The sequence below is a fragment of the Pseudomonas idahonensis genome (assembly GCF_037903935.1).
In the GTDB taxonomy this organism is placed as follows: domain Bacteria; phylum Pseudomonadota; class Gammaproteobacteria; order Pseudomonadales; family Pseudomonadaceae; genus Aquipseudomonas; species Aquipseudomonas danubii.
In genome coordinates this window covers 4,982,455-5,006,958 of record NZ_CP149586.1, presented here as the reverse complement: position 1 = coordinate 5,006,958, position 24,504 = coordinate 4,982,455, and the positions used below count along the sequence as shown (strand labels likewise).

The 24,504-nt window shown below is 59.5% G+C and carries 22 protein-coding genes and 4 tRNA genes; 15 read left to right on the top strand and 11 right to left on the bottom strand.

The window, feature by feature from the left end:
• Window positions 1-28: 28 nt before the first annotated feature.
• Entirely contained in the window at window positions 29-580 is a 552-nt protein-coding gene (locus WIN67_RS22440; RefSeq protein WP_339070064.1) for a glutathione peroxidase, read from the top strand.
• A gap of 88 nt (window positions 581-668) precedes the next feature.
• Here the strand turns inward: WIN67_RS22440 and WIN67_RS22435 are convergent, their stop codons facing one another.
• The 3 genes from WIN67_RS22435 to WIN67_RS22425 all read right to left on the bottom strand — a co-directional run bounded on the left by WIN67_RS22435 (window position 669) and on the right by WIN67_RS22425 (window position 3,078).
• A complete protein-coding gene (locus tag WIN67_RS22435) occupies window positions 669-1,955 on the bottom strand; it encodes an OmpP1/FadL family transporter (protein ID WP_102880539.1) in 1,287 nt (428 codons plus the stop codon).
• A gap of 144 nt (window positions 1,956-2,099) precedes the next feature.
• Window positions 2,100-2,582, bottom strand: coding sequence for a hypothetical protein (locus tag WIN67_RS22430; RefSeq protein WP_110651482.1), 483 nt, complete (start codon window positions 2,580-2,582; stop codon window positions 2,100-2,102).
• 271 nt (window positions 2,583-2,853) lie between these two features.
• Complete coding sequence (locus WIN67_RS22425) at window positions 2,854-3,078, bottom strand: hypothetical protein (RefSeq protein WP_025127035.1); 225 nt, start codon at window positions 3,076-3,078, stop codon at window positions 2,854-2,856.
• Between the two features lie 880 nt (window positions 3,079-3,958).
• Here WIN67_RS22425 and WIN67_RS22420 point away from each other — a divergent pair.
• Both WIN67_RS22420 and rmuC read left to right on the top strand, forming a co-directional pair.
• Window positions 3,959-4,282: a sel1 repeat family protein gene (locus WIN67_RS22420; protein ID WP_102880537.1), complete on the top strand. Its 324-nt coding sequence runs from the start codon at window positions 3,959-3,961 to the stop codon at window positions 4,280-4,282.
• A 176-nt stretch (window positions 4,283-4,458) separates the two neighbouring features.
• Window positions 4,459-5,826, top strand: a complete 1,368-nt coding sequence (rmuC, locus tag WIN67_RS22415) for a DNA recombination protein RmuC (RefSeq protein ID WP_339071736.1) — start codon at window positions 4,459-4,461, stop codon at window positions 5,824-5,826.
• 12 nt (window positions 5,827-5,838) lie between these two features.
• Here the strand turns inward: rmuC and WIN67_RS22410 are convergent, their stop codons facing one another.
• Window positions 5,839-9,312, bottom strand: coding sequence for a hybrid sensor histidine kinase/response regulator (locus tag WIN67_RS22410; protein WP_102860768.1), 3,474 nt, complete (start codon window positions 9,310-9,312; stop codon window positions 5,839-5,841).
• A gap of 133 nt (window positions 9,313-9,445) precedes the next feature.
• Window positions 9,446-9,595 (bottom strand): hypothetical protein, encoded by a 150-nt coding sequence (locus tag WIN67_RS22405; RefSeq protein ID WP_306399735.1) that lies wholly within the window; start codon window positions 9,593-9,595, stop codon window positions 9,446-9,448.
• Between the two features lie 272 nt (window positions 9,596-9,867).
• Between WIN67_RS22405 and WIN67_RS22400 the strand changes: the two genes are divergently transcribed.
• The 3 genes from WIN67_RS22400 to WIN67_RS22390 all read left to right on the top strand — a co-directional run bounded on the left by WIN67_RS22400 (window position 9,868) and on the right by WIN67_RS22390 (window position 13,395).
• Window positions 9,868-10,179 (top strand): cupin, encoded by a 312-nt coding sequence (locus WIN67_RS22400; protein WP_339070063.1) that lies wholly within the window; start codon window positions 9,868-9,870, stop codon window positions 10,177-10,179.
• A gap of 106 nt (window positions 10,180-10,285) precedes the next feature.
• Window positions 10,286-11,437, top strand: coding sequence for a TDT family transporter (locus tag WIN67_RS22395; RefSeq protein WP_339070062.1), 1,152 nt, complete (start codon window positions 10,286-10,288; stop codon window positions 11,435-11,437).
• 83 nt (window positions 11,438-11,520) lie between these two features.
• A complete protein-coding gene (locus WIN67_RS22390; protein WP_110594679.1) occupies window positions 11,521-13,395 on the top strand; it encodes an MFS transporter in 1,875 nt (624 codons plus the stop codon).
• Window positions 13,396-13,458: 63 nt separating this feature from the next.
• Here WIN67_RS22390 and sugE read toward each other — a convergent pair whose 3' ends face one another.
• From sugE to rdgC, 3 genes are all read right to left on the bottom strand, one after another.
• A complete protein-coding gene (gene sugE, locus WIN67_RS22385) occupies window positions 13,459-13,776 on the bottom strand; it encodes a quaternary ammonium compound efflux SMR transporter SugE (RefSeq protein WP_016967450.1) in 318 nt (105 codons plus the stop codon).
• Window positions 13,777-13,882: 106 nt separating this feature from the next.
• The gene (locus WIN67_RS22380; protein ID WP_110651486.1) at window positions 13,883-14,860 is read right to left on the bottom strand and encodes a bile acid:sodium symporter family protein; all 978 of its coding nucleotides are present in this window, start codon (window positions 14,858-14,860) and stop codon (window positions 13,883-13,885) included.
• Between the two features lie 74 nt (window positions 14,861-14,934).
• A complete protein-coding gene (gene rdgC / locus WIN67_RS22375; RefSeq protein WP_339070061.1) occupies window positions 14,935-15,855 on the bottom strand; it encodes a recombination-associated protein RdgC in 921 nt (306 codons plus the stop codon).
• Window positions 15,856-16,015: 160 nt separating this feature from the next.
• Here rdgC and WIN67_RS22370 point away from each other — a divergent pair.
• From WIN67_RS22370 to WIN67_RS22355, 4 genes are all read left to right on the top strand, one after another.
• A tRNA-Val gene (locus WIN67_RS22370) sits at window positions 16,016-16,091 on the top strand.
• 19 nt (window positions 16,092-16,110) lie between these two features.
• Window positions 16,111-16,187 (top strand) — tRNA-Asp (locus WIN67_RS22365).
• A 187-nt stretch (window positions 16,188-16,374) separates the two neighbouring features.
• A tRNA-Val gene (locus WIN67_RS22360) sits at window positions 16,375-16,450 on the top strand.
• A gap of 19 nt (window positions 16,451-16,469) precedes the next feature.
• Window positions 16,470-16,546, top strand: a tRNA-Asp gene (locus WIN67_RS22355).
• A gap of 140 nt (window positions 16,547-16,686) precedes the next feature.
• Here the strand turns inward: WIN67_RS22355 and WIN67_RS22350 are convergent.
• Both WIN67_RS22350 and WIN67_RS22345 read right to left on the bottom strand, forming a co-directional pair.
• On the bottom strand, window positions 16,687-17,856 hold the full coding sequence (locus WIN67_RS22350) for a catalase family protein (protein ID WP_123394154.1): 1,170 nt from the start codon (window positions 17,854-17,856) through the stop codon (window positions 16,687-16,689).
• Window positions 17,853-19,661 (bottom strand): di-heme-cytochrome C peroxidase, encoded by a 1,809-nt coding sequence (locus WIN67_RS22345; RefSeq protein WP_339070060.1) that lies wholly within the window; start codon window positions 19,659-19,661, stop codon window positions 17,853-17,855. Before WIN67_RS22345 ends, WIN67_RS22350 begins: the two co-directional genes overlap by 4 nt.
• 267 nt (window positions 19,662-19,928) lie before the next feature.
• Between WIN67_RS22345 and WIN67_RS22340 the strand changes: the two genes are divergently transcribed.
• From WIN67_RS22340 to WIN67_RS22320, 5 genes are all read left to right on the top strand, one after another.
• Window positions 19,929-20,642, top strand: a complete 714-nt coding sequence (locus WIN67_RS22340) for an FKBP-type peptidyl-prolyl cis-trans isomerase (RefSeq protein WP_102860775.1) — start codon at window positions 19,929-19,931, stop codon at window positions 20,640-20,642.
• Between the two features lie 291 nt (window positions 20,643-20,933).
• The gene (locus tag WIN67_RS22335; protein ID WP_102880528.1) at window positions 20,934-21,389 is read left to right on the top strand and encodes a YkvA family protein; all 456 of its coding nucleotides are present in this window, start codon (window positions 20,934-20,936) and stop codon (window positions 21,387-21,389) included.
• Between the two features lie 114 nt (window positions 21,390-21,503).
• Complete coding sequence (locus WIN67_RS22330) at window positions 21,504-21,845, top strand: helix-turn-helix domain-containing protein (protein WP_102860777.1); 342 nt, start codon at window positions 21,504-21,506, stop codon at window positions 21,843-21,845.
• Window positions 21,842-22,213 carry a hypothetical protein gene (locus tag WIN67_RS22325; protein WP_003179080.1) on the top strand — a complete coding sequence of 124 codons (372 nt, stop codon included), beginning with the start codon at window positions 21,842-21,844 and terminating at the stop codon, window positions 22,211-22,213. Before WIN67_RS22330 ends, WIN67_RS22325 begins: the two co-directional genes overlap by 4 nt.
• On the top strand, window positions 22,214-22,636 hold the full coding sequence (locus WIN67_RS22320) for a sel1 repeat family protein (RefSeq protein ID WP_110594670.1): 423 nt from the start codon (window positions 22,214-22,216) through the stop codon (window positions 22,634-22,636). It begins immediately after the preceding gene.
• Here the strand turns inward: WIN67_RS22320 and WIN67_RS22315 are convergent.
• The gene (locus tag WIN67_RS22315) at window positions 22,581-24,413 is read right to left on the bottom strand and encodes a bifunctional diguanylate cyclase/phosphodiesterase (protein WP_110594668.1); all 1,833 of its coding nucleotides are present in this window, start codon (window positions 24,411-24,413) and stop codon (window positions 22,581-22,583) included. The two genes, WIN67_RS22320 and WIN67_RS22315, sit on opposite strands and share 56 nt — an antisense overlap.
• Window positions 24,414-24,504: the final 91 nt, after the last annotated feature.

Genomic DNA, 24,504 nt, shown 5'->3' with positions numbered 1-24,504 from the left:
ATCCGATGACTATTGAAGGACGCTGAACATGGCTAAGCGCTGGTTTGTGGTTCCGGCATTACTCACATTGTTTGCAGGTTCGGTCTGGGCGGCGGATTGTCCGGCGTTACTGCAGGGGGCTGTACCCAAGTTGCACGCCAAGGAATCCATCGATCTGTGCCAGCGCTTTGCCGGCAAGCCGCTGGTGGTGGTCAATACCGCGAGCTTCTGTGGGTTTGCTCCGCAATTCAAAGGCCTTGAGGCGCTGTATCAGCGTTACAAGGAACAGGGGTTGGAAGTGGTGGGTGTTCCGTCCAATGACTTCAAGCAGGAGTCCAAGGATGGCGCTGAGACTGCCAAGGTTTGTTACGTCAACTACGGCGTGACGTTCACCATGACCGAGCCGCAAAAGGTTCGAGGGGCAGATGCGGTGCATCTGTTCAAGGTCCTGGCGCAGCAGAGCAATGCGCCGAAGTGGAATTTCTACAAGTACGTGGTGGATCGCCAGGGCAATGTGATTGCCAGCTTTTCCAGCCTGACCAAGCCGGATAACCCGGAGTTCATTGAGGCGGTGGAGAAGGCATTGGCATCCAAATCCTGAGTTTTGCAGATCAGCACATGAAAAAGCCCCGCCTCTTGAGAAGCGGGGCTTTTTCTTTCGGCTCTAGAGGCACAGGCCTCTTAACGATTTAGAAGCGGTAGGTTGCACCTACGCCGAAACCGTTCGCGCTGTTGTCGTACTGGGCGTTGTAAGTCTGGCCAAGGGCATTGCTGCGGTTGACGTTGACTTTCTCTTCCTTGAGGTAGGAGTAGGCAACGTCGATGGTCAGGTCTTCGGTTGGGCTCCAGCCGGCACCCAGGCTGAAGATGGTCCGGTCGCCGGTAGGAATGCGTGGTGAACGGTCAGTGTTGTTGGTTGGCGCCTGGTCAAAGGTCAGGCCAGTACGCAAGACCCACTGTTTGTTCAACTGGTAGGACGTACCGATGGCGTAAGCCCAGGTGTCATGCCAGTTCTGCTCTTCCTGGATGCTGCCCAGTTTCAGCGTCGGGGCCAGTGCGCCACCTGTTGCAGCGGTGACACCCTCGTTGTTGACGGTGATGTCTTTCAGGCGGCTCCAGCGGGTCCAGGTGGCACCGGCATAGAGTTTCCAGGCATCGTTCAGTTCCTGGGTGACCGAGAGGTCGTAGGACTCTGGAGTGTCGATTTTCAGGGAGGCGTCGTAGCGGTTGCTTTTCAGGATGCCTGGGTTGGTGCCGGCACCGGCGGTGACATCAGTGTGGCCTTCCAGTTTGTATTTCACTTTCGAGTGGTAGGTCAGGCCCACGCGGGTGGTGTCGGTAGCCTGGACCAGCACGCCGATGTTGTAGCCATAACCAACGTCGTCACCCTTGATTTTGACTTTGCCGTCATTGGGCGAAAAAGGGGTAGTCAAGGCTGATTCCAATACACCGGAAATACGGTTGATGGTCGGGCCAAAACCGATCGAAACCTTATCGTTGAAGGCGTAGCTTACGGTTGGCTGGAACGTTACGACCTTGACTTCGCTTTTGCTGCCGAAGTTACGTCCCTGGAAGCTGCTTTCATAGTCGGTGACCAAACCAAATGGAGCATAGACCCCCAGGCCGAACGCCCATTGGTCATCGATTGGTTTGACGTAGAAGCCCATAGGCACGGCAGTTAAGGGCACCATATCGCCCTTGTTGGTGCCCTGGCGGCTGCCACTGGTGTTCCTGAGGTCGGTGGACGCATCGATAGCCGCCATACCGCCAGTGACTTGCTGGCGTTTCAGGCGCGACATACCGGCAGGGTTACCAAATACAGTACTTGCATCATCGGCAGCGGAAGAGCGGCCAGCAAAGCCAGTACCCATGCCGCTGATGCTTTGTTCGTTAAGAGCAAAACCGCTGGCGAAGAGTTGGGTAGAGGCAAGTGCAACCGCGAGACTGATGGTGGATTTGAGCATGAATTTTTTCATTATTAGAACTCCTGGTGATCACCGAGGCGAAAACTACCAACATTTCGGCTACGGCGCTATAGGCTGTAACAGTTGATTTAGAGCGGTTTTGTAGGACAATCCGACCAGAATCGGGGTTTTTCTCCGATTTTGTGAAGGTCGGTGTCAGCAGGCGAGCAGGCTCAACGGTGAAACGCAGGTTTGCCAGGCGCAGGCGAAATCTCTCAAACGTCCTTGTGGTTGAAAGGTCTTCCTCCAGATACGGGCCATGCCGAGCAGATCGTCGGCTGCGGGGAGTGGAGTGTGCTGTTGTTCCACCAGCAACCAGGCGATGGCGGTGGCATAACGCAGATTGACGGTCAGTTCCAGGTGCGGTCCGGCGAGGAACGCATGTTGGCTGGCCAGTCCTCTCACCAGGCTGGCCCGTTCCGGGTCCAGCGCCAGGTAGTGATCCCAGAGGTCTTGGTGGCGCACTTCAGTGATGCGGTACAGGCCGTGGCCGCGGCGATCGTGCAGTGCCGAGCCCAGCGCCGACTGACTGGCGGCAATGCCCAGCAACAAGGCTTCAGCGGTTTTGCTATGACTGCCCAGGTACATCAGCGTCGGGCGAATGACATAGCGGCACAACTCGCTGGCGGCGATACCCATAATGCCCTCGAGGGGGGGAGGTGGCCGGCGAAACCCGAAGGTGCTTGGCAGCAATGAAAGGATCAGGTTTGCCGGAAGCGGCGCGGGCCGCCTGACTTGAAGTGTAGTGTCATATCTATGTTGTAAAGGCCTGTTTTTAAAACATTTCCGAGCTCTTGTTATAAGCCTTATACCTATTGGTACTTTGGTTGGAGGAGTGGATTGGTAAATCACAGGCAATAAAAAGCCCCGCGATCAGGCGAGGCTCTTGGGTTTTCAGCACTCTGGCGTATCAGGCCACCAAGGCCTGGCGTGTACGCTCGATCACTGCCTGCAGCGGTTCGGCGCTGGAGTATTGATCGGGATACAGGCGTTCGCTGTGACGGGCGATGCCGTGTTCATTGACCAGGGTGAAGCTGAAGCAGCCTTTGCGAGTGGCCATGATCAGGCAGTTCAACGGCGCAAAAGCGTGGGTTAGGGTGCGAATGGCATCCTGAGTCTGGATTTGAGTAGACATAATTATTAGGTGTTCCTACAAATGACACGGTTAAGAACCGTGCAACGTTAAAACGTTCCAGTAACGTCGACCACTATTGGTCAGACGAAGAACCCGACTGGAACAAAGCAGCCAGTTGCAGCGCTTTAATAAGGTTGCGCTAGGGGCTGGCAGGTAGGTACTTAGGAGGGCAGGCAACACAGCAAGGGCAAAGGTTCTGGGCCCAGGGTGGAGATCCTGATCAATTTGCAGGTTGGTTCGGTCAGAGTAAGTAACTTGGGCACGGCCTTTGATTTCGTTTCAAGGGCTGTGTCAGTTTGAGAATTACCTGGAAACCAGCGAGGTGGTCGGTCCTTGATGTTCGACGTTGTTCTCGTTAGGAGAGGTGTCGGCGGGACTTGTTCGACCAGAATTGACTTTCAGCTTGGTACTAACGGGGCGGAGTCTATCGGGTTGAAGGTGGGAATGCAAGTGTGCTAGGAAAAATGTTCCTTGGGCAACGACGTCACGGGGTGACGATTGTGTCACCTCCGACACGGCGGGGTGTACGAAAGTGGTGCATTGCCGACGTCAATTTCCGTCCAGTTGTGCACACTTGTTGTGCCACATGTCACCGGGTTGTCACCTTCCCCAAGGCTTGCTCCATAGCCTGTCTCGAGAATTTAAGTCAATGATAAACATCGTCTTTTTTTACTGGTGAAAAAATCGTCAGTTTGACTGCAGAGCCCGTCTCATGGGGCTTTGAGAGGGTTGTAGAGGGGTTGTCCACTGACTTATCCACAGCTTCTGTGGATTGTCCCAAGCGCTTGCTCTAGGACGGGCGTGCTGGCTCTTTTTTGACTTTACCCGAGCGAAAAAAGGAGTAGAGTGGCGCGCCTTCCGATCTGCCCCACAGTGCTTTATGAAGTTTCGCTCAGTATCACCTTCTGTTACCGCCCTCCCTGACAGTGTTACCGAACCCAAGCGTTTCTCCTTGCGTGTGGCTCTGTGGTTGCTGGACAGCCCGCGCCTGGGACACAACCCTAACGTCAAGCACTTTGCCGGACGTTTACTCAAGCAGCCGGCCCGGGAAGGCGTGGTCGCGGCGCAAAGTCGCCTGGGTCAGTTGATGTGCCGCGAGTGTGGCAACGCCCGGGACCGCCGTATCGGTCACGACCTGTTGCGCCAGGCAGCCCGCGCCGGTGACCGTCGTGCTCAACTGGAGCTGGGCCGTATCGAAGACTGAGGCTGTCCAACGCCCGGTGGCTTGGTTAACCTTCGTTCCTTATTTCGCTGACAGGAATTGCTATGGCTATGGACTTGACCAGCCTGCTGCTCGGCCTGGCGGGAGCGGCGCTGCCGTTACTGGTGCTGGCCTGGCAACTGCAGCGTCGCGCCAGTTCCAGCCAGTCCGAGCTATCACTGCTGGAAGAGCGTCTGGCTACGGCCCTATTGGCCCAGGAAGGACTCATGGCACAGCTGGATGCCAGTCGCGATGAAGTCAGCGACCTGAGTCAGGCCAATGCTCTGAAGCAGGCGGACCTGGCGGCTATGCGTCGAGAGGTCGAGTTGCTGCAGATTGAACGGGACAACGCCCGTGATGCGGCCCACGCCTGGAACCTGGAGCGTGCCGCCAAAGAGAACGAGTTGCGACGTCTGGATGCCCAGGCTGCCTCGTTACAGGCTGGGCTACGAGAGCAGCAGGAAAGCCACCAGCAGCGCCTTACCGATCTGCAAGGGTCCAGGGACGAGCTTCGGGCCCAGTTCGCCGAGCTGGCGGGCAAGATCTTCGATGAGCGCGAACAGCGTTTCGCCGAGACCAGCCAGCAGCGACTTGGGCAGTTGCTGGACCCGCTCAAGGAACGCATCCAGTCGTTCGAAAAAAGGGTCGAAGAGAGTTATCAGGCCGAGGCCCGCGAGCGTTTTTCCCTGGCCAAGGAGCTGGAGCGTTTGCAGCAACTGAATCTGCGCTTGAGTGATGAAGCCACTAACCTGACCCGCGCCCTCAAGGGGCAGAAGACCCAGGGCAATTGGGGGGAGCTGATTCTTGAGCGGGTGCTGGAGCACGCAGGCCTGGAGAAGGGACGCGAATACCAGACCCAGGTCAGCCTCAAAGGGCCGGACGGTGAGCGCTTCCAGCCCGATGTTCTGATCATGCTGCCGGGTGATAAGCAGGTGGTGGTGGACTCCAAGGTCAGCCTCACGGCCTACCAGCAGTATGTCGGCAGCGACGATCCACAGATTGCCCAGGCGGCCCTGAAGCAACATGTGCTGTCCCTGCGCAATCACGTCAAAGGCTTGGCCGGCAAGGATTACAAACGTCTGGAAGGTTTGCACAGCCTCGACTTCGTACTGCTGTTCGTGCCCATCGAAGCCGCATTCTCGGCAGCCCTGCAAGCCGAGCCCAACCTGTTTCAGGAAGCGTTCGACCGGCATATCGTCATTGTCAGCCCAACCACCTTGCTCGCTACTTTGCGGGTAATCGACAGCCTGTGGAAGCAGGAGCGCCAGAGTCAGAATGCCCGTGAAATCGCCGAACGGGCGGGCTGGCTCTATGACAAGTTCGTGCTGTTTATCCAGGATCTGGATGAAGTCGGCAACCGCCTGCAGCAACTGGACAAGGCATATGCCGCCGCGCGCAACAAGCTCACCGAAGGTCGGGGCAATCTGGTCAGCCGCAGTGAGCAGCTCAAGTTGCTGGGGGCCCGGGCCAGCAAGAGTTTGCCGGCAGATTTGCTGGAGCGGGCCATGACCGATGCCGACGGGCGAGAGTTGGAGTTGCCGGAGTAGCCCGGCACTGGCTCAGCCCAGAGGCAGATGACGACTCAATAGGGCGCGCAAGGCTGCCGGTTTTACAGGCTTGGCCAGATAGTCCAACCCTGCCGCGTGCACCTGGGCGATCATCTCCGGACGCCCATCAGCACTGATCACCACGCCAGGCACCGGCTCCCCCAACTGAGTGCGTAGCCAGGCCATGACGTCGGTGCCGGTTTCGCCATCGTCCAGGTGGTAGTCCACCAGCGCCAATTGCGGGCGGATGCCTTCCTTGAGCAGCGCCGCGCACTCTTCGCGGTTCCGGGCAGTCCAGACTTGGCAACCCCAGCGTGTCAGCAGGCTGTTCATGCCGATCAGGATGCTGTCTTCATTGTCTACACAGAGCACCTGCCCGCCGTTGAGGGACTGCCCGTTGAGTTCCACCGCTTTGCCCGGCGCGACCACGCTACTGCGGGCCAAGGGGACGTTGACACTGAAAACGCTGCCCTTGCCGGGCCAGGAGCGTACCTGCAACGGATGGCCGAGGACCCGGCACAGGCCGTCGGCGATGGCCAGGCCCAGTCCCAGGCCTTTTTCGGCGCGGGTCTGGTGGCTGTCCAGGCGCTTGAACTCTTCGAAGATCACCTGCTGCTTGTCCCGGGGGATACCCGGTCCCCGATCCCAGACTTCAAGGCTCAATGAGTCGCCCCGACGACGCACTCCCAGCAAGACCGGGCCCTTGGCATAGCGGAAGGCGTTAGTCAGGAAATTCTGCAGCACCCGCCGCAGTAACTTGCTGTCACTGTCGACCCGCAGACGGCTACCGCGTACCCGGAATTGCAGGCCCTGCTCATGGGCCAGGGCCTTGAATTCCGCCCCCAGGGTGTCGAATAGCTCGTTGAGGGCAAAGGGTTTGCGATCGGGGGTGATCTTGCCGTTTTCCAGGCGCGAGATATCCAGCAGGTCGCTGATCAGGTCTTCGGCAGAGCGCAGTGAGCTGTCCAAGTGCTGCACCAGCTGCTGGGCTTCGACAGAGAGTCCGTCATTCTGGTGTGAAAGGGCGGCGGAGAACAGCCGTGCAGCGTTCAGGGGTTGCATCAGGTCGTGACTGACGGCCGCTAGAAAGCGCGTCTTGGATTGGTTGGCCGCTTCCGCCGTGCCCTTGGCTTCGGTCAGCGCAGCATTGAGTTGCGACAGTTCATGGGTGCGTTCCGCCACCCGTTGTTCCAGGCCCTCGTTGGCCTCGGTCAGGGCCTGCTCGGCCTCGCGGAACGGGGTGATGTCGGTGAAGCTCATGACGAAGCCGCCACCGGGCATCGGGTTGCCGATCAGTTCGATGACCCGGCCGTTGGGGAACAGCCGCTCGGAAGTATGGGCTCGTCCCTGGCGCATCCAGTGCAGGCGTCGGGCGACGTGGACCTCCGCTTCGCCGGGGCCGCACAGGCCGCGCTCGGCGTTGTGGCGAATGATGTCGGCAATCGGCCGGCCAACGCTGATCAGGCCTTCGGGGTAATTGAACAGCTCCAGATAACGACGGTTCCAGGCCACCAGTTTCAACGACTGGTCCACCACACTGATGCCCTGGGTGATGTTTTCGATTGCGCCTTGCAGCAGTGCGCGGTTGAACTGCAGCACTTCAGAGGCTTCGTCAGCGATGCGCACCACGTCTTCGAGTTGCATCTCCCGGCCTTCGATAGCGGCCTTGACCACGGCGCGGGTCGAGGAGGCGCCAAGGACACCGGCGAGCAGGCGTTCGGTATGGGCGATCCATTCGCCGTCGGCGTTCTGATTCGGGTTGAAGCCTTTGCCCTGACGATAGGCGAAGCGGATGAAACTCTGGCGGGCGCGCTCTTCACCGACAAAGCGCGCGGCCAGTTTCAGCAGGTCGTCGATCTGCACTGCCAGCATCGAACGTGAGCTGAGGCGACCGCTGATTTCCTGGCCGATGAAGCGTCCGGCCTGCCAGTGCTCGGAAACCCGGGTGCGCGACAGCACCGAGACCCAGGCGAACAGGGTGAAGTTGCCGGCCAGTGACAGCACCACGCCTTGGGTCAGTGGTGTGATGGGCAGGTCCAGCGGATTGCCGTGCAGCCAGGCCAGGCCGGGGAAGCTGCTCAGGGACCAGCCCAGGCTGTGGGCAGCGATGGGCAGGACCAGGGTGTAAAACCAGATGAAGGTGCCGGCGGCGAGTCCGGCAAACACCCCTCGACGGTTGGCCTGTTTCCAGTACAGCGCGCCAAGCATGGCCGGCGCCAGTTGAGTCACGGCGGCGAATGCAATCTGGCCGATGGTGGCCAGGCTGGCGGTGGAGCCCAGCAGGCGATAGCTGACATAGGCCAGCAACAGGATGACCACGATGCTGACGCGGCGCACCGAAAGCATCCAGTGACGGAACACTTCGAAGGGGCGTTCGGCGTTTTTATGTCGCAGCAACCAGGGCAGCAACATGTCGTTGGAGACCATGGTCGACAGTGCCACGCTGGCCACGATCACCATGCCGGTGGCGGCCGAAGCGCCGCCGATGAATGCCAGCAGGGCCAGGGCGGGATGGGCCTGGGCCAGGGGCAGGCTGATGACGAAGGAGTCCGGCAGCACGCTGCTGGGCAGGAGCATCTGCCCGGCCAGCGCGATGGGCACCACGAATAGCGCAGCCAGGGCCAGGTAGGCGGGGAACACCCATTTGGCCAGGCGCAGGTCCTGGGGCTCGATGTTCTCGACCACGGTGACGTGGAATTGCCGCGGCAGGCAGATGATCGCCATCATCGCCACCCCGGTCTGCACCACCATCGACGGCCAGTTGATGGTTTCCTTCCAGTACTGCTCCAGACGGGGCGCGAGCATGGCCTGGTTGAACAGATCGTCGAAACCGTCATAGAGGCCGAACGTGACGAAGGCGCCGACGGCCAGGAAGGCAAACAGCTTGACCAGGGATTCGAAGGCAATCGCCAGCACCATGCCCCGGTGGTGCTCGGTGGCGTCGAGGTTGCGGGTGCCGAAGACAATGGTGAATAGCGCCAGGATCAGCGACACGATCAGTGCCGTGTCCTGAGCGCGGGTACCCATGGCGTCGGCTCCGGCGCCGATCAGCAGGTTTACTCCGAGCACGATGCCCTTGAGTTGCAGGGCGATGTAGGGCAGCACTCCCACCAGACAGATCAGGGCTACGACCACCGCCAGGGATTGGGACTTGCCGTAGCGGGCGGCAATGAAGTCGGCAATGGAGGTGATGTTCTCCTGCTTGCTGATCATCACCATCTTCTGCAGCACCCAGGGGGCGAACACCAGCAGCAGGATGGGACCCAGATAGATTGGCAGGAAAGCCCAGAGTTGTTCGGCCGCCTGGCCCACGGCGCCAAAGAAGGTCCAGCTGGTGCAATAGACGGCCAGCGACAGGCTGTACACCCAGGCCCGCACCCGCGGCGGAAGGGGCGCGCTGCGACGGTCGCCGTAGAAGGCGATGGCAAACATGATGGCCATATAGGCCAGGGCAACGGCGGCAATCAGCCCGCTGGACAACGACATGGAAACTCCGAAGCAAAGACACCGGGCACGTCAGCCCGGCCAGACAGTCTGGCACGATGTTGAGTTGGCGTCAGTGTCGACCAAGGTATCAGCGTGGCCTGATGTCGCAGGGCCGGACGGTCGTTCGGGCGGGCTAGGGTTGCAGGGCAAGCTCGATCATTTCATGGAGTTCCTGCATCACCACCGGCTCCACTTCGAACCTGATTGGCGGTGCCATGGTGGCAGTGCTGACCCTTAGTGGCGCGTTGATGATCTTTTCCTTGCGCCAGCGTTTGGCCGACAAGGTCCTGCGCTCGGGAGGCTGAGCAGTTGCTTGATTGCGAGGCGCAGCGGTCGACGCTCACGGAAACCGAGTGCAATTCTGTCGGTTGGCGAGAGGGCCGCTCAAGTTCACTATGGGCGCCTGTTCCCTGCTGCCATGGAGTGCCTTATGTTTCCTGGGTCTGGTCATCGGTTGCTCGACAAGCAGCCGCGTCAGTCGTGTTTCAGCGACTATTTACTGCTAACGAGCGGCCAGTCGGGTCGCTCAAAACCTTTTGTGTCAGGGAGGGCGGCATGAAGGTCATTCGCAGTGCTGACTTTACCGGCGAGCGGGCCTGGGCAGCCCTGGATATCGCCAACATGAACGGCATCACCACGCGCCTGCACTGGACTGACCGGCCTTACCGATGGCACGTCAATGACGGTCAGGAGGTGTTCGTGGTGCTGGGCGGCCAAGTGCAGATGCGCTATCGCGTTGAGGGGTTGGAGCAGTCGGTGATGCTGGAAGTGGGCGACATTTTTTATGCCGATCTGGGAACCGAGCACGTGGCTCATCCCCAGGGTGTTGCCAGGGTGTTGGTGATCGAATCCGAAGGCAGTGTCTAGGTCTATATCTGTAAAATAGATAACAGATAGAGAAATTACCCGTTATATAGATATTCGATTAGGTTCTACCATGGGCTCCACCTCATCAGAGGACAGGAGACACGTCATGCCATGCACCCACAGCGTCAAAGCCGGCCGCCGGCCCTTGAGTCATCTGCAACACCCTCGTGAAGCCATTCGCCAATTCACTCCCAACTGGTTCGCCGCCACCATGGGCACTGGGGTTCTGGCCCTGGCGCTGGCCCAGTGGCCGGCCCAGGTTCCAGGCCTGCATCAGGTAGCCGAAGGATTCTGGTGGCTGACCATTGCCCTGTTCGTGCTCTTCACGGTGATGTATGCCGCCCGTTGGGTGCTGTTCTTCGATGAGGCGCGGCGAATCTTCGGTCATTCAACTGTCTCGATGTTCTTCGGCACCATTCCCATGGGGCTGGCGACCATCATCAACGGCTTGCTGCTGTTCGGCATTCCGCGCTGGGGCGAGGCGGTGGTGCATCTGGCACAAGTGTTGTGGTGGCTGGACGTGGCCATGTCCCTGGCTTGCGGGGTGTTGATCCCCTACATGATGTTCACTCGTCAGGAGCACAGCATCGATCAGATGACCGCCGTCTGGCTGTTGCCTGTAGTGGCGGCCGAAGTGGCGGCGGCCAGCGGTGGCCTGCTGGCGCCGCATCTGCAGGATGCTCACGCCCAACTGGTGATGCTCAGTACCAGCTATGTGTTGTGGGCTTTTTCGCTGCCGGTGGCTTTCAGCATCCTGACTATCCTGCTGCTGCGCATGGCCTTGCACAAATTGCCCCACGAAAGCATGGCGGCCTCGAGCTGGCTGGCCCTGGGGCCGATCGGTACCGGCGCCCTGGGCATGCTGGTGCTGGGGGGCGATGCACCGGCGATCTTTGCCGCCAATGGCCTGTCCGGCGTCGGCGAGATTGCCGCCGGCCTGGGGCTGGTGGCGGGCCTGATCCTATGGGGCTTCGGCCTGTGGTGGATGTTGATGGCGGTGCTGATCACCCGGCGTTACTTGCGCGAGGGCATTCCCTTCAACCTCGGCTGGTGGGGCTTTACCTTCCCGCTGGGTGTGTATTCGCTGGCCACCTTGAAGCTGGGTAGCACTTTGCACCTGGGATTCTTCAGCGTATTTGGTGCGGTGTTGGTAGCGGCCCTGGCGTTGATGTGGCTGATCGTGGCCAGGCGTACAGTCCAGGGGGCCTATAAAGGAGAGCTGTTTGTTTCGCCGTGCATTGCGGGCTTACGGAAATAATCGCCAAAGATAGGTAAGGTTGTGGCCTGGATCGATATTCGACATTCCAATAACAGTATCCACGCCACTCAGGGACATGGAAGATGAGTCACCCTTCGCAGTTCACTTTGCTCCGCAAGCGGCGGTTCCTGCCGTTCTTCATCACGCAATCCCTCGGCGCCTTCAACGACAACATCTTCAAGCAGTCGTTGATCCTGGCCATTCTCTACAAGCTGAGCATCGAGGGTGATCGCTCGATCTGGGTCAACCTCTGTGCCTTGCTGTTCATCCTGCCGTTCTTTCTGTTCTCGGCCCTGGCCGGGCAGTTCGGTGAGAAGTTCGCCAAGGATGCGCTGATTCGCCTGATCAAGCTGGGGGAGATCGCGATCATGGCCGTGGGAGCGGTGGGCTTCGTCTTCGACCATCTCTGGCTGATGCTGGTGGCGCTATTTGCCATGGGTACCCATTCGGCGCTGTTCGGCCCGGTGAAATATTCGATCCTGCCCCAGGCCCTGCGTGAAGAGGAGCTGGTGGGCGGCAATGGCCTGGTGGAAATGGGGACTTTCCTGGCGATTCTGGCCGGGACCATCGGCGCGGGGATCATGATGTCCTCGGCTCATTACGCCTCTATTGTCTCGGTTGCCATCCTGGGCGTCGCGGTGTCGGGGTACCTGGCAAGTCGGGCCATTCCACGGGCGGCTGCTGCAACCCCGGACATGCGCCTGAACTGGAACATCTTCAGTCAGTCCTGGGCCACCTTGCGTCTGGGCTTGGGGCAGACACCGGCGGTGTCGCGGTCGATTGTCGGCAACTCCTGGTTCTGGTTTGTCGGGGCAATCTACCTGACTCAAATTCCCGCCTATGCCAAGGAGTGGATGCACGGCGACGAGACGGTGGTGACCCTGATCCTCACTGTGTTCTCGGTGGGTATCGCGGTGGGCTCGATGCTGTGCGAGAAGCTTTCGGGGCGCAAGGTAGAGATCGGCCTGGTACCGTTTGGCTCCTTTGGCCTGACGGTATTCGGCCTGCTGCTGTGGTGGCATTCCGGTGGTATCCCGGAGAGTGTCAATGGTCATGGCTGGCTTGAAGTGCTGGGCTTCGGGCATGCCTGGTGGGTGTTGTTCGACGTGCTGGGGCTGGGGGTATTCGGTGGCTTTTATATAGTGCCGCTGTATGCGCTGATCCAGTCGCGTACTCCGGAGAATGAACGGGCCCGGGTAATTGCTGCCAACAATATTCTCAATGCGCTGTTCATGGTGGTGTCGGCGATTGTTTCCATCGTCATGCTGAGCATGGTCAAGCTGACCATTCCCCACCTGTTCCTGGTGGTGTCGCTGCTCAACATCGCGGTCAACGTCTATATCTTCAAAGTGGTGCCCGAGTTCAGCATGCGGTTCATGATCTGGCTGCTCAGCCATTCCATGTACCGCGTCGAGCATCGCAATCTGGAGCAGATCCCCGATGAAGGGGCGGCGTTGCTGGTGTGCAACCACGTGTCGTTCGTCGATGCCTTGTTGATTGGCGGCGCGGTGCGCCGGCCGATTCGCTTCGTGATGTACTACAAGATCTACAACCTGCCAGTGCTGAACTTTATTTTCCGCACCGCCGGTACCATTCCTATCGCTGCACGGCATGAAGATCTGGAAATCTACGAAAAGGCCTTTAAACGTATTGCCCAGTATCTGCGTGACGGTGAGTTGGTGTGCATTTTTCCCGAGGGCAAGCTGACTGCCGATGGTGAGATTAACGAGTTCAAGGGCGGCCTGACACGGATTCTCGAAGAGACCCCGGTGCCGGTGATTCCCCTGGCACTGCAGGGCTTGTGGGGCAGCTTCTTCAGTCGCGACCCGAACAAAGGGTTCTTCCATCGCTTCTGGTCACGAGTGACTTTGGTGGCCGGGCCAGTCGTAAGCGTGGAGGCCACCGAACCCGCGCAGTTGCAGGCGCTGGTGGGGCAGTTGCGCGGCAGTCGTCGCTAGGATTGCAGTGAATACAAAAACGCCCGCAGCATTGCGGGCGTTTTCATTACTGTGCGGCGGCGCTCAGCTGGCGCTGACTTTCAAGCCCACCAGGCCGGCGATGATCAGCGCCACGCTGGCCAGGCGCACCAGGGCCATGGATTCGCCGAACAGGATGATCCCTGCGATCACCGTGCCAATGGCACCGACCCCGGTCCAGATGGCGTAGGCCGTGCCCAGGGGCAGCTCCTTCATGGCCAGACCGAGCAGGCCCAGGCTGATGGCCATGGCGAGGATGGTCAGGGCGGTGGGCAGCGGACGGCTGAAACCGTCGGTGTACTTCAGGCCGACAGCCCAGCCCACTTCAAACAAACCGGCAAACAACAAAATGATCCAGGACATGCTGACCTCATCGGTTGATGGGGTCGTCCCCACAAATAAGTCACTCGATTGAGTCGCGAGGTCGTCCTCGCGCTGCGCAGTATACTGCTCGATGCGGCTCGGTCGATCAGTTTTCAGCTCGGTTGCCGACTCGTTGTGTTTCCAGTTTTTGCTCGCTTTTGTCCCTCATGCCGCGGAAGTAGGTCGAGAGCAAGGCCCCGGAGATGTTATGCCAAACGCTGAACAGGGCGCTGGGTACTGCCGCCAGTGGAGAGAAGTGGGCGCTGGCCAGGGCGGCCCCCAGGCCGGAGTTCTGCATGCCGACTTCCAGGGCCAGGGATTTGCGTTGTGCCAGTGGCAGCTTGAAGAGTCGGCCGGTGAAATAGCCCAACAGGTAGCCGAAGCTGTTGTGCAGCATCACCACCGCCATGATCAGCAGTCCGGACTCGGCGATTTTTGCCTGGCTGGCCGCCACCACGGCGGTGACGATGATGACGATGCTCACCACCGAAACCAGCGGCAGTACCTCCACTGCATGTTGTACTCGATGGCCCAGCACGCGCTGGGCCAGCACGCCCAGCACGATCGGCAGCAGCACTACTTGCAGGATCGACCAGAACAGTTCCATGAAAGACACCGGCAGCCAGGCCGAAGCCAGCAGCCAGATCAACGCAGGGGTCAAGAGTGGCGCGAGCAGGGTGGTGACTGCAGCAATGGCCACCGACAGGGCGAGGTCGCCCCGGGCCAGCCAGGTCATGACGTTGGACGAGGTGCCGCTGGGGCAGCAACCCACGAGAATCACGCCGACGGCAATTTCCGGCGGCAGATGGAAGGCCTGGCAGAGTAGCCAGGCCACCCCGGGCATGATCACGAAGTGCGCGACCACTCCCAGTGCGACGCGCCAAGGATGACGGGCCACTTCGGCGAAGTCTTCGAGTTTCAGGGTCAGGCCCATGCCGAACATCACCAGGCCCAGCAGCGGCACGATGGCGCCCTTGAGGCCGATGAACCAACCGGGTTGGAAGAATGCCAGGACGGCGAAGATCAGTACCCAGTAGGCGAAGGTGTTGCCGACAAAGCGGCTCAGTGCAGCCAGTGCTCGCATGACCTGTTCCTTATTATGTGAAAACGCCACCGAAGGCGGTGGCGTCTATAGCGGGGCGGCTATTGGAGAAGGCGTCAGATGCCTTGCGGAATCTCCTCGCCACCCAGGGCCTCGAACAGCGCCGGCAGGAAGTCGCCGAAAGTCAGCATCATCAGGGTGAAGCTGGCGTCCTGCTGGCCGAGGGCTTCATCGCCGCCGTCCTGTTCCGCCTGATCCTGCAGCAGGTCTTCGAACTTCAGGCGCTTGACCACCATCTTGTCGTCGAGCATGAAAGACAGTTTGTCCTGCCAGGCCAGAGACAGTTGGGTGACCACCTTGCCGGTGCTCAGGTGCAGCTGGATTTCCTCGCCGGTCAGGTCCTGGCGCTTGCAGCGCACGATGCCGCCGTCTTCATGGGTATCGCGCAGTTCGCACTCATCAAGGACGAAGAAATCGTTGGCGGCTTTCTGGGTCTTGACCCAGTCGGTCATGATCGCGCTCGGAGCAATCTTCACGGTCAGTGGACGTACTGGCAGGGTGCCGAGGACTTCACGCAGAGTGGAGAGCAGGTCTTCGGCGCGCTTGGGGCTAGCGGAGTTGACCAGAATCAGCCCTTGTTTTGGGGCGATGGCGGCGAAGGTCGAGGAGCGGCGGATAAAGGCCCGGGGCAGGAACGCCTGGATGATTTCATCCTTGATCTGGTCGCGCTCCTTCTTATAGACCTTGCGCATCTGCTCGGCTTCGATCTCTTCGACCTTTTCCTTCACCGCGTCGCGCACCACGCTGCCAGGCAGGATGCGTTCTTCTTTGCGCGCTGCCACCAGCATGAAGTCCTGGCTGACGTGCACCAGCGGGGCGTCTTCACCTTTGCCGAAAGGGGCGACGAAACCGTAAGTGGTCAACTCCTGGCTTGCACAGGGGCGCGCCAGTTTGGTCGCCAGTGCAGTTTCCAGCGCCTCAGCATCAAAAGGCAGATCTTGGGTCAGGCGATAGATCAGCAGGTTTTTGAACCACATGGGGTGAATCTCTCCTTTATACAAAGGAGGGCATTATTCTCTTCGCTGCTGCTCAGGCCAACCCTTCGCTAAGCCTTTGGAAGGCCTGAAAAAATTATTATAAAAAGTGCTTGCCAGAGTGGGGGCTGCTCCGTAGAATGCGCGCCACACCGAACGTGAAGGGTGATTAGCTCAGCTGGGAGAGCGTCTGCCTTACAAGCAGAATGTCGGCGGTTCGATCCCGTCATCACCCACCATTCGCATTCAGTGTTACGCGCAGCGGTAGTTCAGTCGGTTAGAATACCGGCCTGTCACGCCGGGGGTCGCGGGTTCGAGTCCCGTCCGCTGCGCCATATTCGGTAACCTGGAACACTGAACGCCAGGTCACCACAGAAAGCCCGCTAGCGCGGGCTTTTTGCTGTAAAGAGTTTGTGGGTAGTGCGGCATTTCATGGGAATTCAGATTTTTTTGATAAAATTATCAATTAAATCAACACTTTAAGAATTTCTGTGGCATAATGCGCCCCGCAACGAAGGTAAAGGGTGATTAGCTCAGCTGGGAGAGCGTCTGCCTTACAAGCAGAATGTCGGCGGTTCGATCCCGTCATCACCCACCACTTACTTTCAACGCTACGCGCAGCGGTAGTTCAGTCGGTTAGAATACCGGCCTGTCACGCCGGGGGTCGCGGGTTCGAGTCCCGTCCGCTGCGCCATATTCGATAACCTGGAACACTGAACGCCAGGTCATCACGGAAAGCCCGCTAACGCGGGCTTTTTGCTGTCTGGGGTTTGGCTTTAGGCAAATCCGGCACCCCCAAAAGCGGCCCGCAGGCCGCTTTTCTTGTTTCAGGGCTTACTGCTCGGCGTTACGGCTGTGCCGGTAGTCACTGACAGCTTCGTAGACCGCTTTGCGCAAGCGGTTGATACCACCGATAGGGCGATGGGCCTCAATGCCGAACCAGGGATTGAAGGATTGATTGTCGCAGGCGAGGTTTTGCGCAGGAGTGTCGAAGTCCTGGGCGGGGATCGTCAATCGGGCCACGGTTTCAAACGGTGCGTCGCTTTCTTTCCACTCGATGCTGGTGTCTTCGATCGGCATGAACCGGCTCGGATCCTGGCGCTGGATCTGCAGCACGAAGCAGGCTGGCATCCGATCGGTGGAGAGCTGCTGGGTCAGTGCGCTGCGCAAGAAGTTGGGCAGGTCCTGGTTCTGCGCTGGCAAGTTGTAGGCCGGGCAGCTGTCCGGGTCCGGCATGACCCGGAACTTGGCGTTGGCGTTACCGAACTTGTAGGGCGAGACCGAAAAGTAGGTCGTCTGGGTCGGGCTGGCTGGTGCTGGTGACAACGTGGCCAAGGCGATGAACAGATGGCGGATCTGCCAGCTGCGAGGGTCCCAGCCAGGGAAGAAGGCGCCGACTTTCTTGCCATCCGCCTGGGCGGCAATGTTTTGTTGATACTCCGCCACATCGCTGACGAAGAAGTTCGGATGATTGAACATCACGAAGTCCTGCTCGCGTCGCGCCGATTCCGCGGGGATCAGCTGTTGCCCAGGAACATCCAGCAGTTTGATCGCCATGCCGCGGGCATCGCGAATGCTGTCGAACTGCGGATAGGCATTGCCGTTGGACAAACGCACGGTCGCTTGCCAGATCTGGCCGGGGTTGGCGAATACACCCTGGCGCAGTTCCGAATTCAGGTCCTTGAGCACCTGGACCTCGGCTTTCACGCAGCCATGAGCCTTGGCGTGGGCATCGCGCAGGTAGCGCGTGCCTTCGCGGTGTTGATCGACGATGCGTACGGCGGTCTGGATGATGTCCTGGGTGCGTGCGGCTTCATCGGCGGGAATCTGCTCCTGCACTGCCACCGGACCACGGTGCTGCCAGGCGAACCAGGCGCTGCCCAGGGCCCAACCCAGCAGGCCGATGCCGGCCAGCAGTAACAGAGTCTTGCCCAGCAATGCACCGAGGCTTAGCCAGAGCCTGGCCAGCAGTGACGGTCGTTTTCTTGCGAGATCGAGTTTCATGGCAGTTGTGACTCCAGCGGTCCGCCTAGCACTTTCAAGTATTCCAGCAGCGCCCAGCGCTCTTCGGGTTGCAGCAGAGGGCCGATGACGCCGTTGCCACGCTGGCCGGCACGGAATTCGTGGCCGCTGTTGTGGTTGCCGCTGATGCGGGTATCGAATTCAAAGCCATTCTTGAAGGCTTCCGGGCGATAGCCCAGGTGCTTGGGATCGTATTCGAAGGTGCCTCGATAGAAGGTGGTGGAGCGTTCGGATTGCGGCGAAAGCAGTTGATACAGGTTGGGCACCGAGCCGTTGTGCAGGTAAGGCGGTGTCGCCCAGACTCCAGCCAGTGGCCGGGCCTTGTAGGCACGCAGCTCCCGTACGCCGATCGGCAGGCCATAGCCATCCAGCCGTGGCCGTTCCTCGGGAGTGACCTTGGCATCGCGGTAGGCACGTTCCTCGACGAAGGCGGTGATATAGGCCAGGCCCTTCGCGGCCGAGAGTTGGCTCAGGTCAAGTGGTTCAGTGGGCGTCGGGTGCAGTTCGACGTTGGACTTGGCCAGTTCGGCGGTGTCCCATTGCAGGGCACTCAGGTCATAGCGCAAATCGGCGATGTTGCTGGCGGAGTTCGGGTCGGTACCAATCACCGAAACCGGGAGCATCTTCAGTTGCTGCACTGGGCGGCCGTTGCTCTCGCTCACTGTCGGTAGGTGACAGCCGGCGCAGTGGCTGGCGAACAGGTCGCGGCCCTTGGCAGCCAGAGGTTTATCGACAGTGCCCAGCAGTGCCTCAGGCCATGTGGGAGGCTTCAGGCGCTGCAAGGTTTCTTCTATATGGTTGAGGTCGCGAACCCGCACACTGGACGGGTAGCGGGCATCGCCGGTGAGGGGTTGGCCGTTGCTGTCGAACAGATTGAGGGTGGCACCGACCCCCAGGGCCTCGCCTATGTTGCGGGCCATGGGTTGCTGTGCTGAACCATTCCACTGCACCCAATCGAAGGTCCAGATGTCCCACAGTTGTGGGTAATCCACCGGGGCGTTGGCGATGCGGTAGTTCTCTGGGGAAATCGCGTCGCCGAAACTGGCGTTGGCTATGCGGCCGAAGGCATCGGTACGGCCCGGGCCTTCCTCGGTGGGATAGAGGCCACGATGGGTGTCGTTCCAGGCGACTCGGAGGAAGGTGTCCAGCGAGGCCTTGAAGTCCTTGCGCAGTTGTTCATGTTGCGCGTCATAGTCTGCGCCCAGCACTTTGCGGGCGAAACGCTCGAATTTCCATGGGTTGTAGTAGGTGGTGGCCAGACTGGCTACCAGCGCCTGGCCGAAGCTGCCGCCGCGCAGGGTTGGCACGCTGGAGGGCAACACGTGTTGCGCCGATCCGCCATCGATTCGCAATGCCTGATGGTTGAAGCGCAGTTCCCCGGTGTGGCAGGCGGCGCAGGTGATGTCCAGGTACTGTTCCGGGCTGCCTGGGTTCTGGTGTCGGGCGAACCCTACTGGCAGGTTGCCGGGATTCTGCGCGGTGGCTTTCTGTCCGGGCTGAACCAGGAATCCGAAGCGTGCCAGGTACTCCGGCGCTGCAAAGGACTGCTTGGAGAAGGGCAGCTCCAGGGCGGTGAACCATTCATAGCGCAGGCCTTTGACCTGAGTGCCTTGGGGGGTGAAATAGTACGTCTGGCGGTCGGCGGCGTCCCACTGGTCCAGATAGTGCACCTGCTCGACGGGCACATAGTCGGGAAGCTTGGGGTTGGCGATGTAGTACACAACCACGGCCAGGGCTATGCCGATCAACACGGCAATCAACAGCAATACACGGTAGATGAGGTGCAAGATGTACGTCCTTGTCGAATTTGCTTTCCTTATGCCTGAGCGTCTCTGACGCGGCAAGTAGCCATTACTTGCGCTATGGTTATTCGCGCTCGTTCCAGCGCCTCACCGAGCCGCCTGAGCGGGCGTTCCCCAAAGCATAAAACGTGTTTAAAGACGTGAACTTATCGGACATTTACTACTCTTACGCCGGTAGCCATTGGTCGTGGTCGCCTGATAAGCTCGCGGCTTTATTCGATTGCCCTTTAGGCGCATGAACAAGGAAATAGCATGAAACAGCATCGGTTGGCGGCGGCGGTGGCCCTGGTTAGCCTGGTACTTGCGGGGTGTGACTCGCAGACCAGCGTAGAGCTGAAAACCCCGGCGCAAAAAGCTTCCTACGGTATCGGCCTGAACATGGGCAAGAGCCTCGCCCAAGAAGGCATGGATGACCTGGATTCCAAAGCGGTAGCCCAGGGCATCGAAGATGCCGTTGGCAAGAAAGAACAGAAGCTGAAGGATGAGGAACTGGTTGAAGCCTTTGCCGCGCTGCAAAAGCGTGCCGAAGAGCGCATGGCCAAGATGAGTGAAGAGTCGGCTGCTGCCGGCAAGAAATTCCTCGAGGAAAACGGTAAGAAAACCGGCGTGACTACCACTGCTTCCGGCCTGCAGTACGAAGTGCTGAAGAAGGCTGATGGTCCTCAGCCCAAGTCGACTGACGTGGTCACGGTTCACTACACCGGTACTTTGACTAACGGCACTGTATTCGACAGCTCGGTAGAGCGTGGCAGCCCGATCGATCTGCCTGTCAGCGGCGTCATCCCGGGTTGGGTTGAAGGTCTGCAACTGATGCACGTGGGTGAGAAGTACAAGTTGTACATCCCTAGCGATCTGGCCTACGGCGCACAAAGCCCAAGCCCGTCGATCCCGGCCAACTCGGTTCTGGTGTTCGAACTGGAGCTGCTGGGTATCAAGGATCCAGCCAAGCAGGACGCCGCCAAGTAACCTGTCTCTGCGCCTGAAGCAACGCCCCGTTTTTACGGGGCGTTGTCGTTTCTGCGGGCCACTGCTGGTAAATATTCCGAACCGGCGCCATCGTAGGTGGTCAGAACTGGGTATCGGCGGTGGGTAGTCTGTGAAGGCCGCCAAGTCAATGAAATTATGGGTTTTTTTATGTGAGTAAAAAACGCCCGATCTGAGCTAAGCCCTTATGAAACGGGGCTTTCAGCTGTGAAAAATAGCTCTGTTCACAAGGTTATCCACAATTTGTGTGGATAACATTTCAGTGGAGTGATGATGAAAGCACCCTGGAGTTTTGCTCGCTTCCTGCCCCTGGCTGGTCGGTTGCTGAGCCGCGGTCGTTTACCGACGCTGCTGTTTGCCGTGGCCAGCAAGGGGGCCAGCCAGGGTGGCCGTCTGGGCAAGGTCAAGGAGGATCTGCGCCTGCTCCAGGCACTGTGTCTGGCTTACTGGCGAGGTGAGTATCGCGCTGTCAGCCCCAAGGCTTTGCTATCGGTAGTGGCAGGATTGATGTACTTCCTCAGCCCGGTGGACGCGATCCCCGATTTTCTCCCGGTATTCGGCATGCTCGACGACATCGCCGTGCTGGCGTGGTTGATGAAGACCCTGGATGACGAACTTGGTGCCTTCCGCGCCTGGCGCAACCGCCAGATGCCGGAAAAACTGGCGGTGGTTGAACGCCTGCCGGATACACCGGAACAACTGCAGCTGGAGGGGCCGCGGAAAAACTGAAGCGATTGACTCGCTCTCTCAACAATCATGCTCCCCGCGACCGCCGCCGCTGTTAGGATTACACTTCAAGGGAAAAGTCCGACTCGGTAAGAGTCGTTGTCCTACGGGGTAGTAATGGATATTCAGATTATTGAACGCGATGGCGAGCCCGAATATGCGGTTCTGCCGTGGGCTCAGTATCAAGCTTTATTGACAGCCGCAGGCCTCACCAAACAACAACCACACGCCGCTGCAACCTCTCAGGCGGCACCACCAGCCCAGAGTCTTCCGGGCCTGGATCAACTACGCAATTTGCGCGAAGGGAAGGGCATCGCCATCGAGGCGCTGGCCCGCAAAGTAGGTATCAGTCCGTCTTACCTGGCCCTGATTGAAAGTGGCGAGCGTCAACCCGACGCTGCGATTCGCCGCAGCCTGGCCTGGGAGTTGACGGTGCCGGGGTGGAGGGAGCAATCGTGAGTGTAAGGATCAGTCGTCAGCACTGGGATGGGCTGTTGGGCGAATTGGATCAAGCCCGTCGCCAACGCCATCTTTTAACCTACCGGGCATTGCTGGAGCGATTGCAGCTGCCTAGCCCAGCCATGCAAACCCTGACGGCCGCGCTGGAGCATCTGGCGGCCCTGGATGCTCGGGCCGAACAGCCATTGCGCAGTTCATTGGTGATCAGCCAAGGCGCTAGCCGTTTGCCTCGTACCGGATTCTTTGAGTGTGTGGAGCGCTTGGGGCGTTTTTCCGGGCCATCCGATGGCGTGGCCGCTGCTTCATGGCACGCATCGGAAGTGGTTCGCGTGTTTGAGTACGAATACCCCGAATCAGCGGAGGCTTGAATGTTCTGGCGACTCAAGGCACGACTCAGCTATTGGCTGGCGCGCCGGTTGTTTCATTGGCCGTGGTTTATCCGCGAACCTCGCAGTTGGCGCTGGATGGAGGGGCAATTCGCACGCATGGCCAATCTGGGGGATGTCGACGCGCAAAGTTTTTACGGACACATCCTGACTTTTCGTGGGCAGGGGCTTGGGGCGCGGGAGGAGGGCATTCGCCTGCTGCGCCTGGCGGCTTTGGCTGGTGACGGCAAAGCCGCCTATCAATTGGGTGTGATCAGCCTCGCCGGCTCCGCCAGCAAGGCTCCTGATGCTGACGAGGCAAGCCGTTGGTGGACGCTCTCGGCCAAGGCCGGGCATCCCCTGGCGGAGCTCAAGCTGATGCAGCTGAATCAGGCGGCGGATTCCGATCCCGCATCGGTTCGTTGAGCGCCTCGCTTCCCATGCGGGCTGCAGCGTCCAAACTGTCGATTACGTGGATGCTGTAGCCCTGAACATTCTTGGCATGATGCTTGGCCTGGGATGCCAGCTCTGCCAATTGGCTGGAATCCAGTAGTCCACAAGCCTGTGGATACAAGTGCACGACGCCGATGGACAGTGACAGCAAGGGGAACTCCTGGCGCACTCCTTGACGGTTGGGGGCGACAAAGCAACCGGCTTCCAGGTGTTCGCTGCGGTAGAAGCGTCGGCACTGACTGTGAAAGTCGTCCAGCAACTGGTTCAGGCGCCTTTGCCAGTCTTCAGGTCCGAGCACCAGCAAGAAATCATCCCCGCCAATATGCCCGACGAAGTCACGACTCGGGTCGACCCGATCATTCAGGCATTGGGCCAGGCACAGCAGCACTTCATCGCCACGGCCATAGCCGTAGATATCGTTGAAGGGCTTGAAGCTGTCGATGTCCACGTAACAGATCACTGACTCTCGCCCTTGTTGCAGCAGGCGGGTCAGGCATTGCTGGATGGGTACGTTGCCCGGTAACAGGGTCAGGGGATTGGCATAGCGCGCCTGCTGGATTTTCAGTTCGGTGATCAACTTGAGCACATCTATTACCCGTCCCAGTCCCAGGTAGTGACCGTTGAGGGTGATGATGAAGTCTTCCTCGATGCGTTGCCGGGCGCGACTGGTGATCAGGCGGCTCACCTGTTGCAGGGACTGGCTGAGTTCGACGGCAAGGAAGTCGTCATTCATCAGGCGGCTGATGGGTTTGCGGGCAAAAAGATCGGTAGCAAAGGGCTTGAGCAGGGCATCTGAAAGCGAATGCCGGTGGACGATCCCGCAGGGGTGGCCCTGTTCGTCGAGGACCGCCAGAGAGTTGAGGTTGGCTTGCCGCCGAAAGGCTTCCAGCACGTTGGCTGTCGGGGTATTACGGGCCACGGCGGGCTGTTCGTTGAGCAGCGCGCTGAGGTCACTGCCTTCATCGTTGAGTGCCACGCTGGTTTGGTCATGCTTGGGCATCATTGCCCGGGCATCCCGAGGCGGCTGTTCCTGCGGCCGGCACAGCAAGTAGCCCTGGACCAGATCCACCCCCATTTCGCTGAGCACCACCAGTTCCTCGAGCATCTCGATCCCTTCGGCTATCACCTGGGCGCGGGATGCCTTGGCAATCTGCAGAATCGAGCCGACGAATTCGCGCTTTAGGGCATCCTGATGGATGCCATCGATAAAGTGCCGGTCGATCTTTACATAGTCCGGCCGCAGCTCGGACCACAGGCGCAGGCTGGAGTAACCGGCGCCGAGGTCATCCAGGGCGATGGAAAATCCCATGTCCCGGTAGTGATGCAGGGCGTTGTGCAACAGCTGAAAGTCGTCGATGGGGGTCTGTTCGGTGAGTTCGATCACCACCTGGCTTGGAGGAATGCCAACGTCCTGTAGCAGTTGCAGGGTCCGGCCTGGTTGATGGGTCGCTTCCAGCAGGGATTCCGGCGATACGTTGAGGAACAGTTTGCCGGGTAATTGCTGCTCGCTGAAGCGTTTGCAGGCGCTGTGGCGGCAAGCGAACTCCAGTTCGCTCAGGCGCCCGGCCTGGCGGGCCACCGCGAACAGGGCGACCGGGGAGTGCAGGGGGCTGTTGGAAGGGCCGCGGCTCAAGGCTTCGTATCCGAGAATACGTCGCTGCGAGAGAGAAATGATCGGCTGGAACAGGCTGTGCAAACCGCTTTGAGCCAGGATTGAACTCAATGCACTCAGCTGTTCGGTCGTGGTCATGGCGATCTCTATCGATAAAAAAAGGACCGGGCGCCGCTCCTGATTCAAGAGCGGCGCCCGGTCCTTTATTTCACGACAGAATGATGACTGT

Coding starts and splice junctions, on each gene's coding strand:
- WIN67_RS22380 (WP_110651486.1), bottom strand. CDS start 14,860: ATGCGAGCACTGGCTGCACTGAGCCGCTTTGTCGGCAACACCTTCGCC.
- WIN67_RS22400 (WP_339070063.1), top strand. CDS start 9,868: ATGAAGGTCATTCGCAGTGCTGACTTTACCGGCGAGCGGGCCTGGGCA.
- WIN67_RS22420 (WP_102880537.1), top strand. CDS start 3,959: ATGAAGTTTCGCTCAGTATCACCTTCTGTTACCGCCCTCCCTGACAGT.
- WIN67_RS22435 (WP_102880539.1), bottom strand. CDS start 1,955: ATGAAAAAATTCATGCTCAAATCCACCATCAGTCTCGCGGTTGCACTT.
- WIN67_RS22335 (WP_102880528.1), top strand. CDS start 20,934: ATGAAAGCACCCTGGAGTTTTGCTCGCTTCCTGCCCCTGGCTGGTCGG.
- WIN67_RS22320 (WP_110594670.1), top strand. CDS start 22,214: ATGTTCTGGCGACTCAAGGCACGACTCAGCTATTGGCTGGCGCGCCGG.
- rdgC (WP_339070061.1), bottom strand. CDS start 15,855: ATGTGGTTCAAAAACCTGCTGATCTATCGCCTGACCCAAGATCTGCCT.
- WIN67_RS22350 (WP_123394154.1), bottom strand. CDS start 17,856: ATGAAACTCGATCTCGCAAGAAAACGACCGTCACTGCTGGCCAGGCTC.
- WIN67_RS22390 (WP_110594679.1), top strand. CDS start 11,521: ATGAGTCACCCTTCGCAGTTCACTTTGCTCCGCAAGCGGCGGTTCCTG.
- sugE (WP_016967450.1), bottom strand. CDS start 13,776: ATGTCCTGGATCATTTTGTTGTTTGCCGGTTTGTTTGAAGTGGGCTGG.
- WIN67_RS22395 (WP_339070062.1), top strand. CDS start 10,286: ATGCCATGCACCCACAGCGTCAAAGCCGGCCGCCGGCCCTTGAGTCAT.
- WIN67_RS22425 (WP_025127035.1), bottom strand. CDS start 3,078: ATGTCTACTCAAATCCAGACTCAGGATGCCATTCGCACCCTAACCCAC.
- WIN67_RS22340 (WP_102860775.1), top strand. CDS start 19,929: ATGAAACAGCATCGGTTGGCGGCGGCGGTGGCCCTGGTTAGCCTGGTA.
- WIN67_RS22440 (WP_339070064.1), top strand. CDS start 29: ATGGCTAAGCGCTGGTTTGTGGTTCCGGCATTACTCACATTGTTTGCA.
- WIN67_RS22330 (WP_102860777.1), top strand. CDS start 21,504: ATGGATATTCAGATTATTGAACGCGATGGCGAGCCCGAATATGCGGTT.
- WIN67_RS22410 (WP_102860768.1), bottom strand. CDS start 9,312: ATGTCGTTGTCCAGCGGGCTGATTGCCGCCGTTGCCCTGGCCTATATG.
- WIN67_RS22430 (WP_110651482.1), bottom strand. CDS start 2,582: ATGGGTATCGCCGCCAGCGAGTTGTGCCGCTATGTCATTCGCCCGACG.
- WIN67_RS22315 (WP_110594668.1), bottom strand. CDS start 24,413: ATGACCACGACCGAACAGCTGAGTGCATTGAGTTCAATCCTGGCTCAA.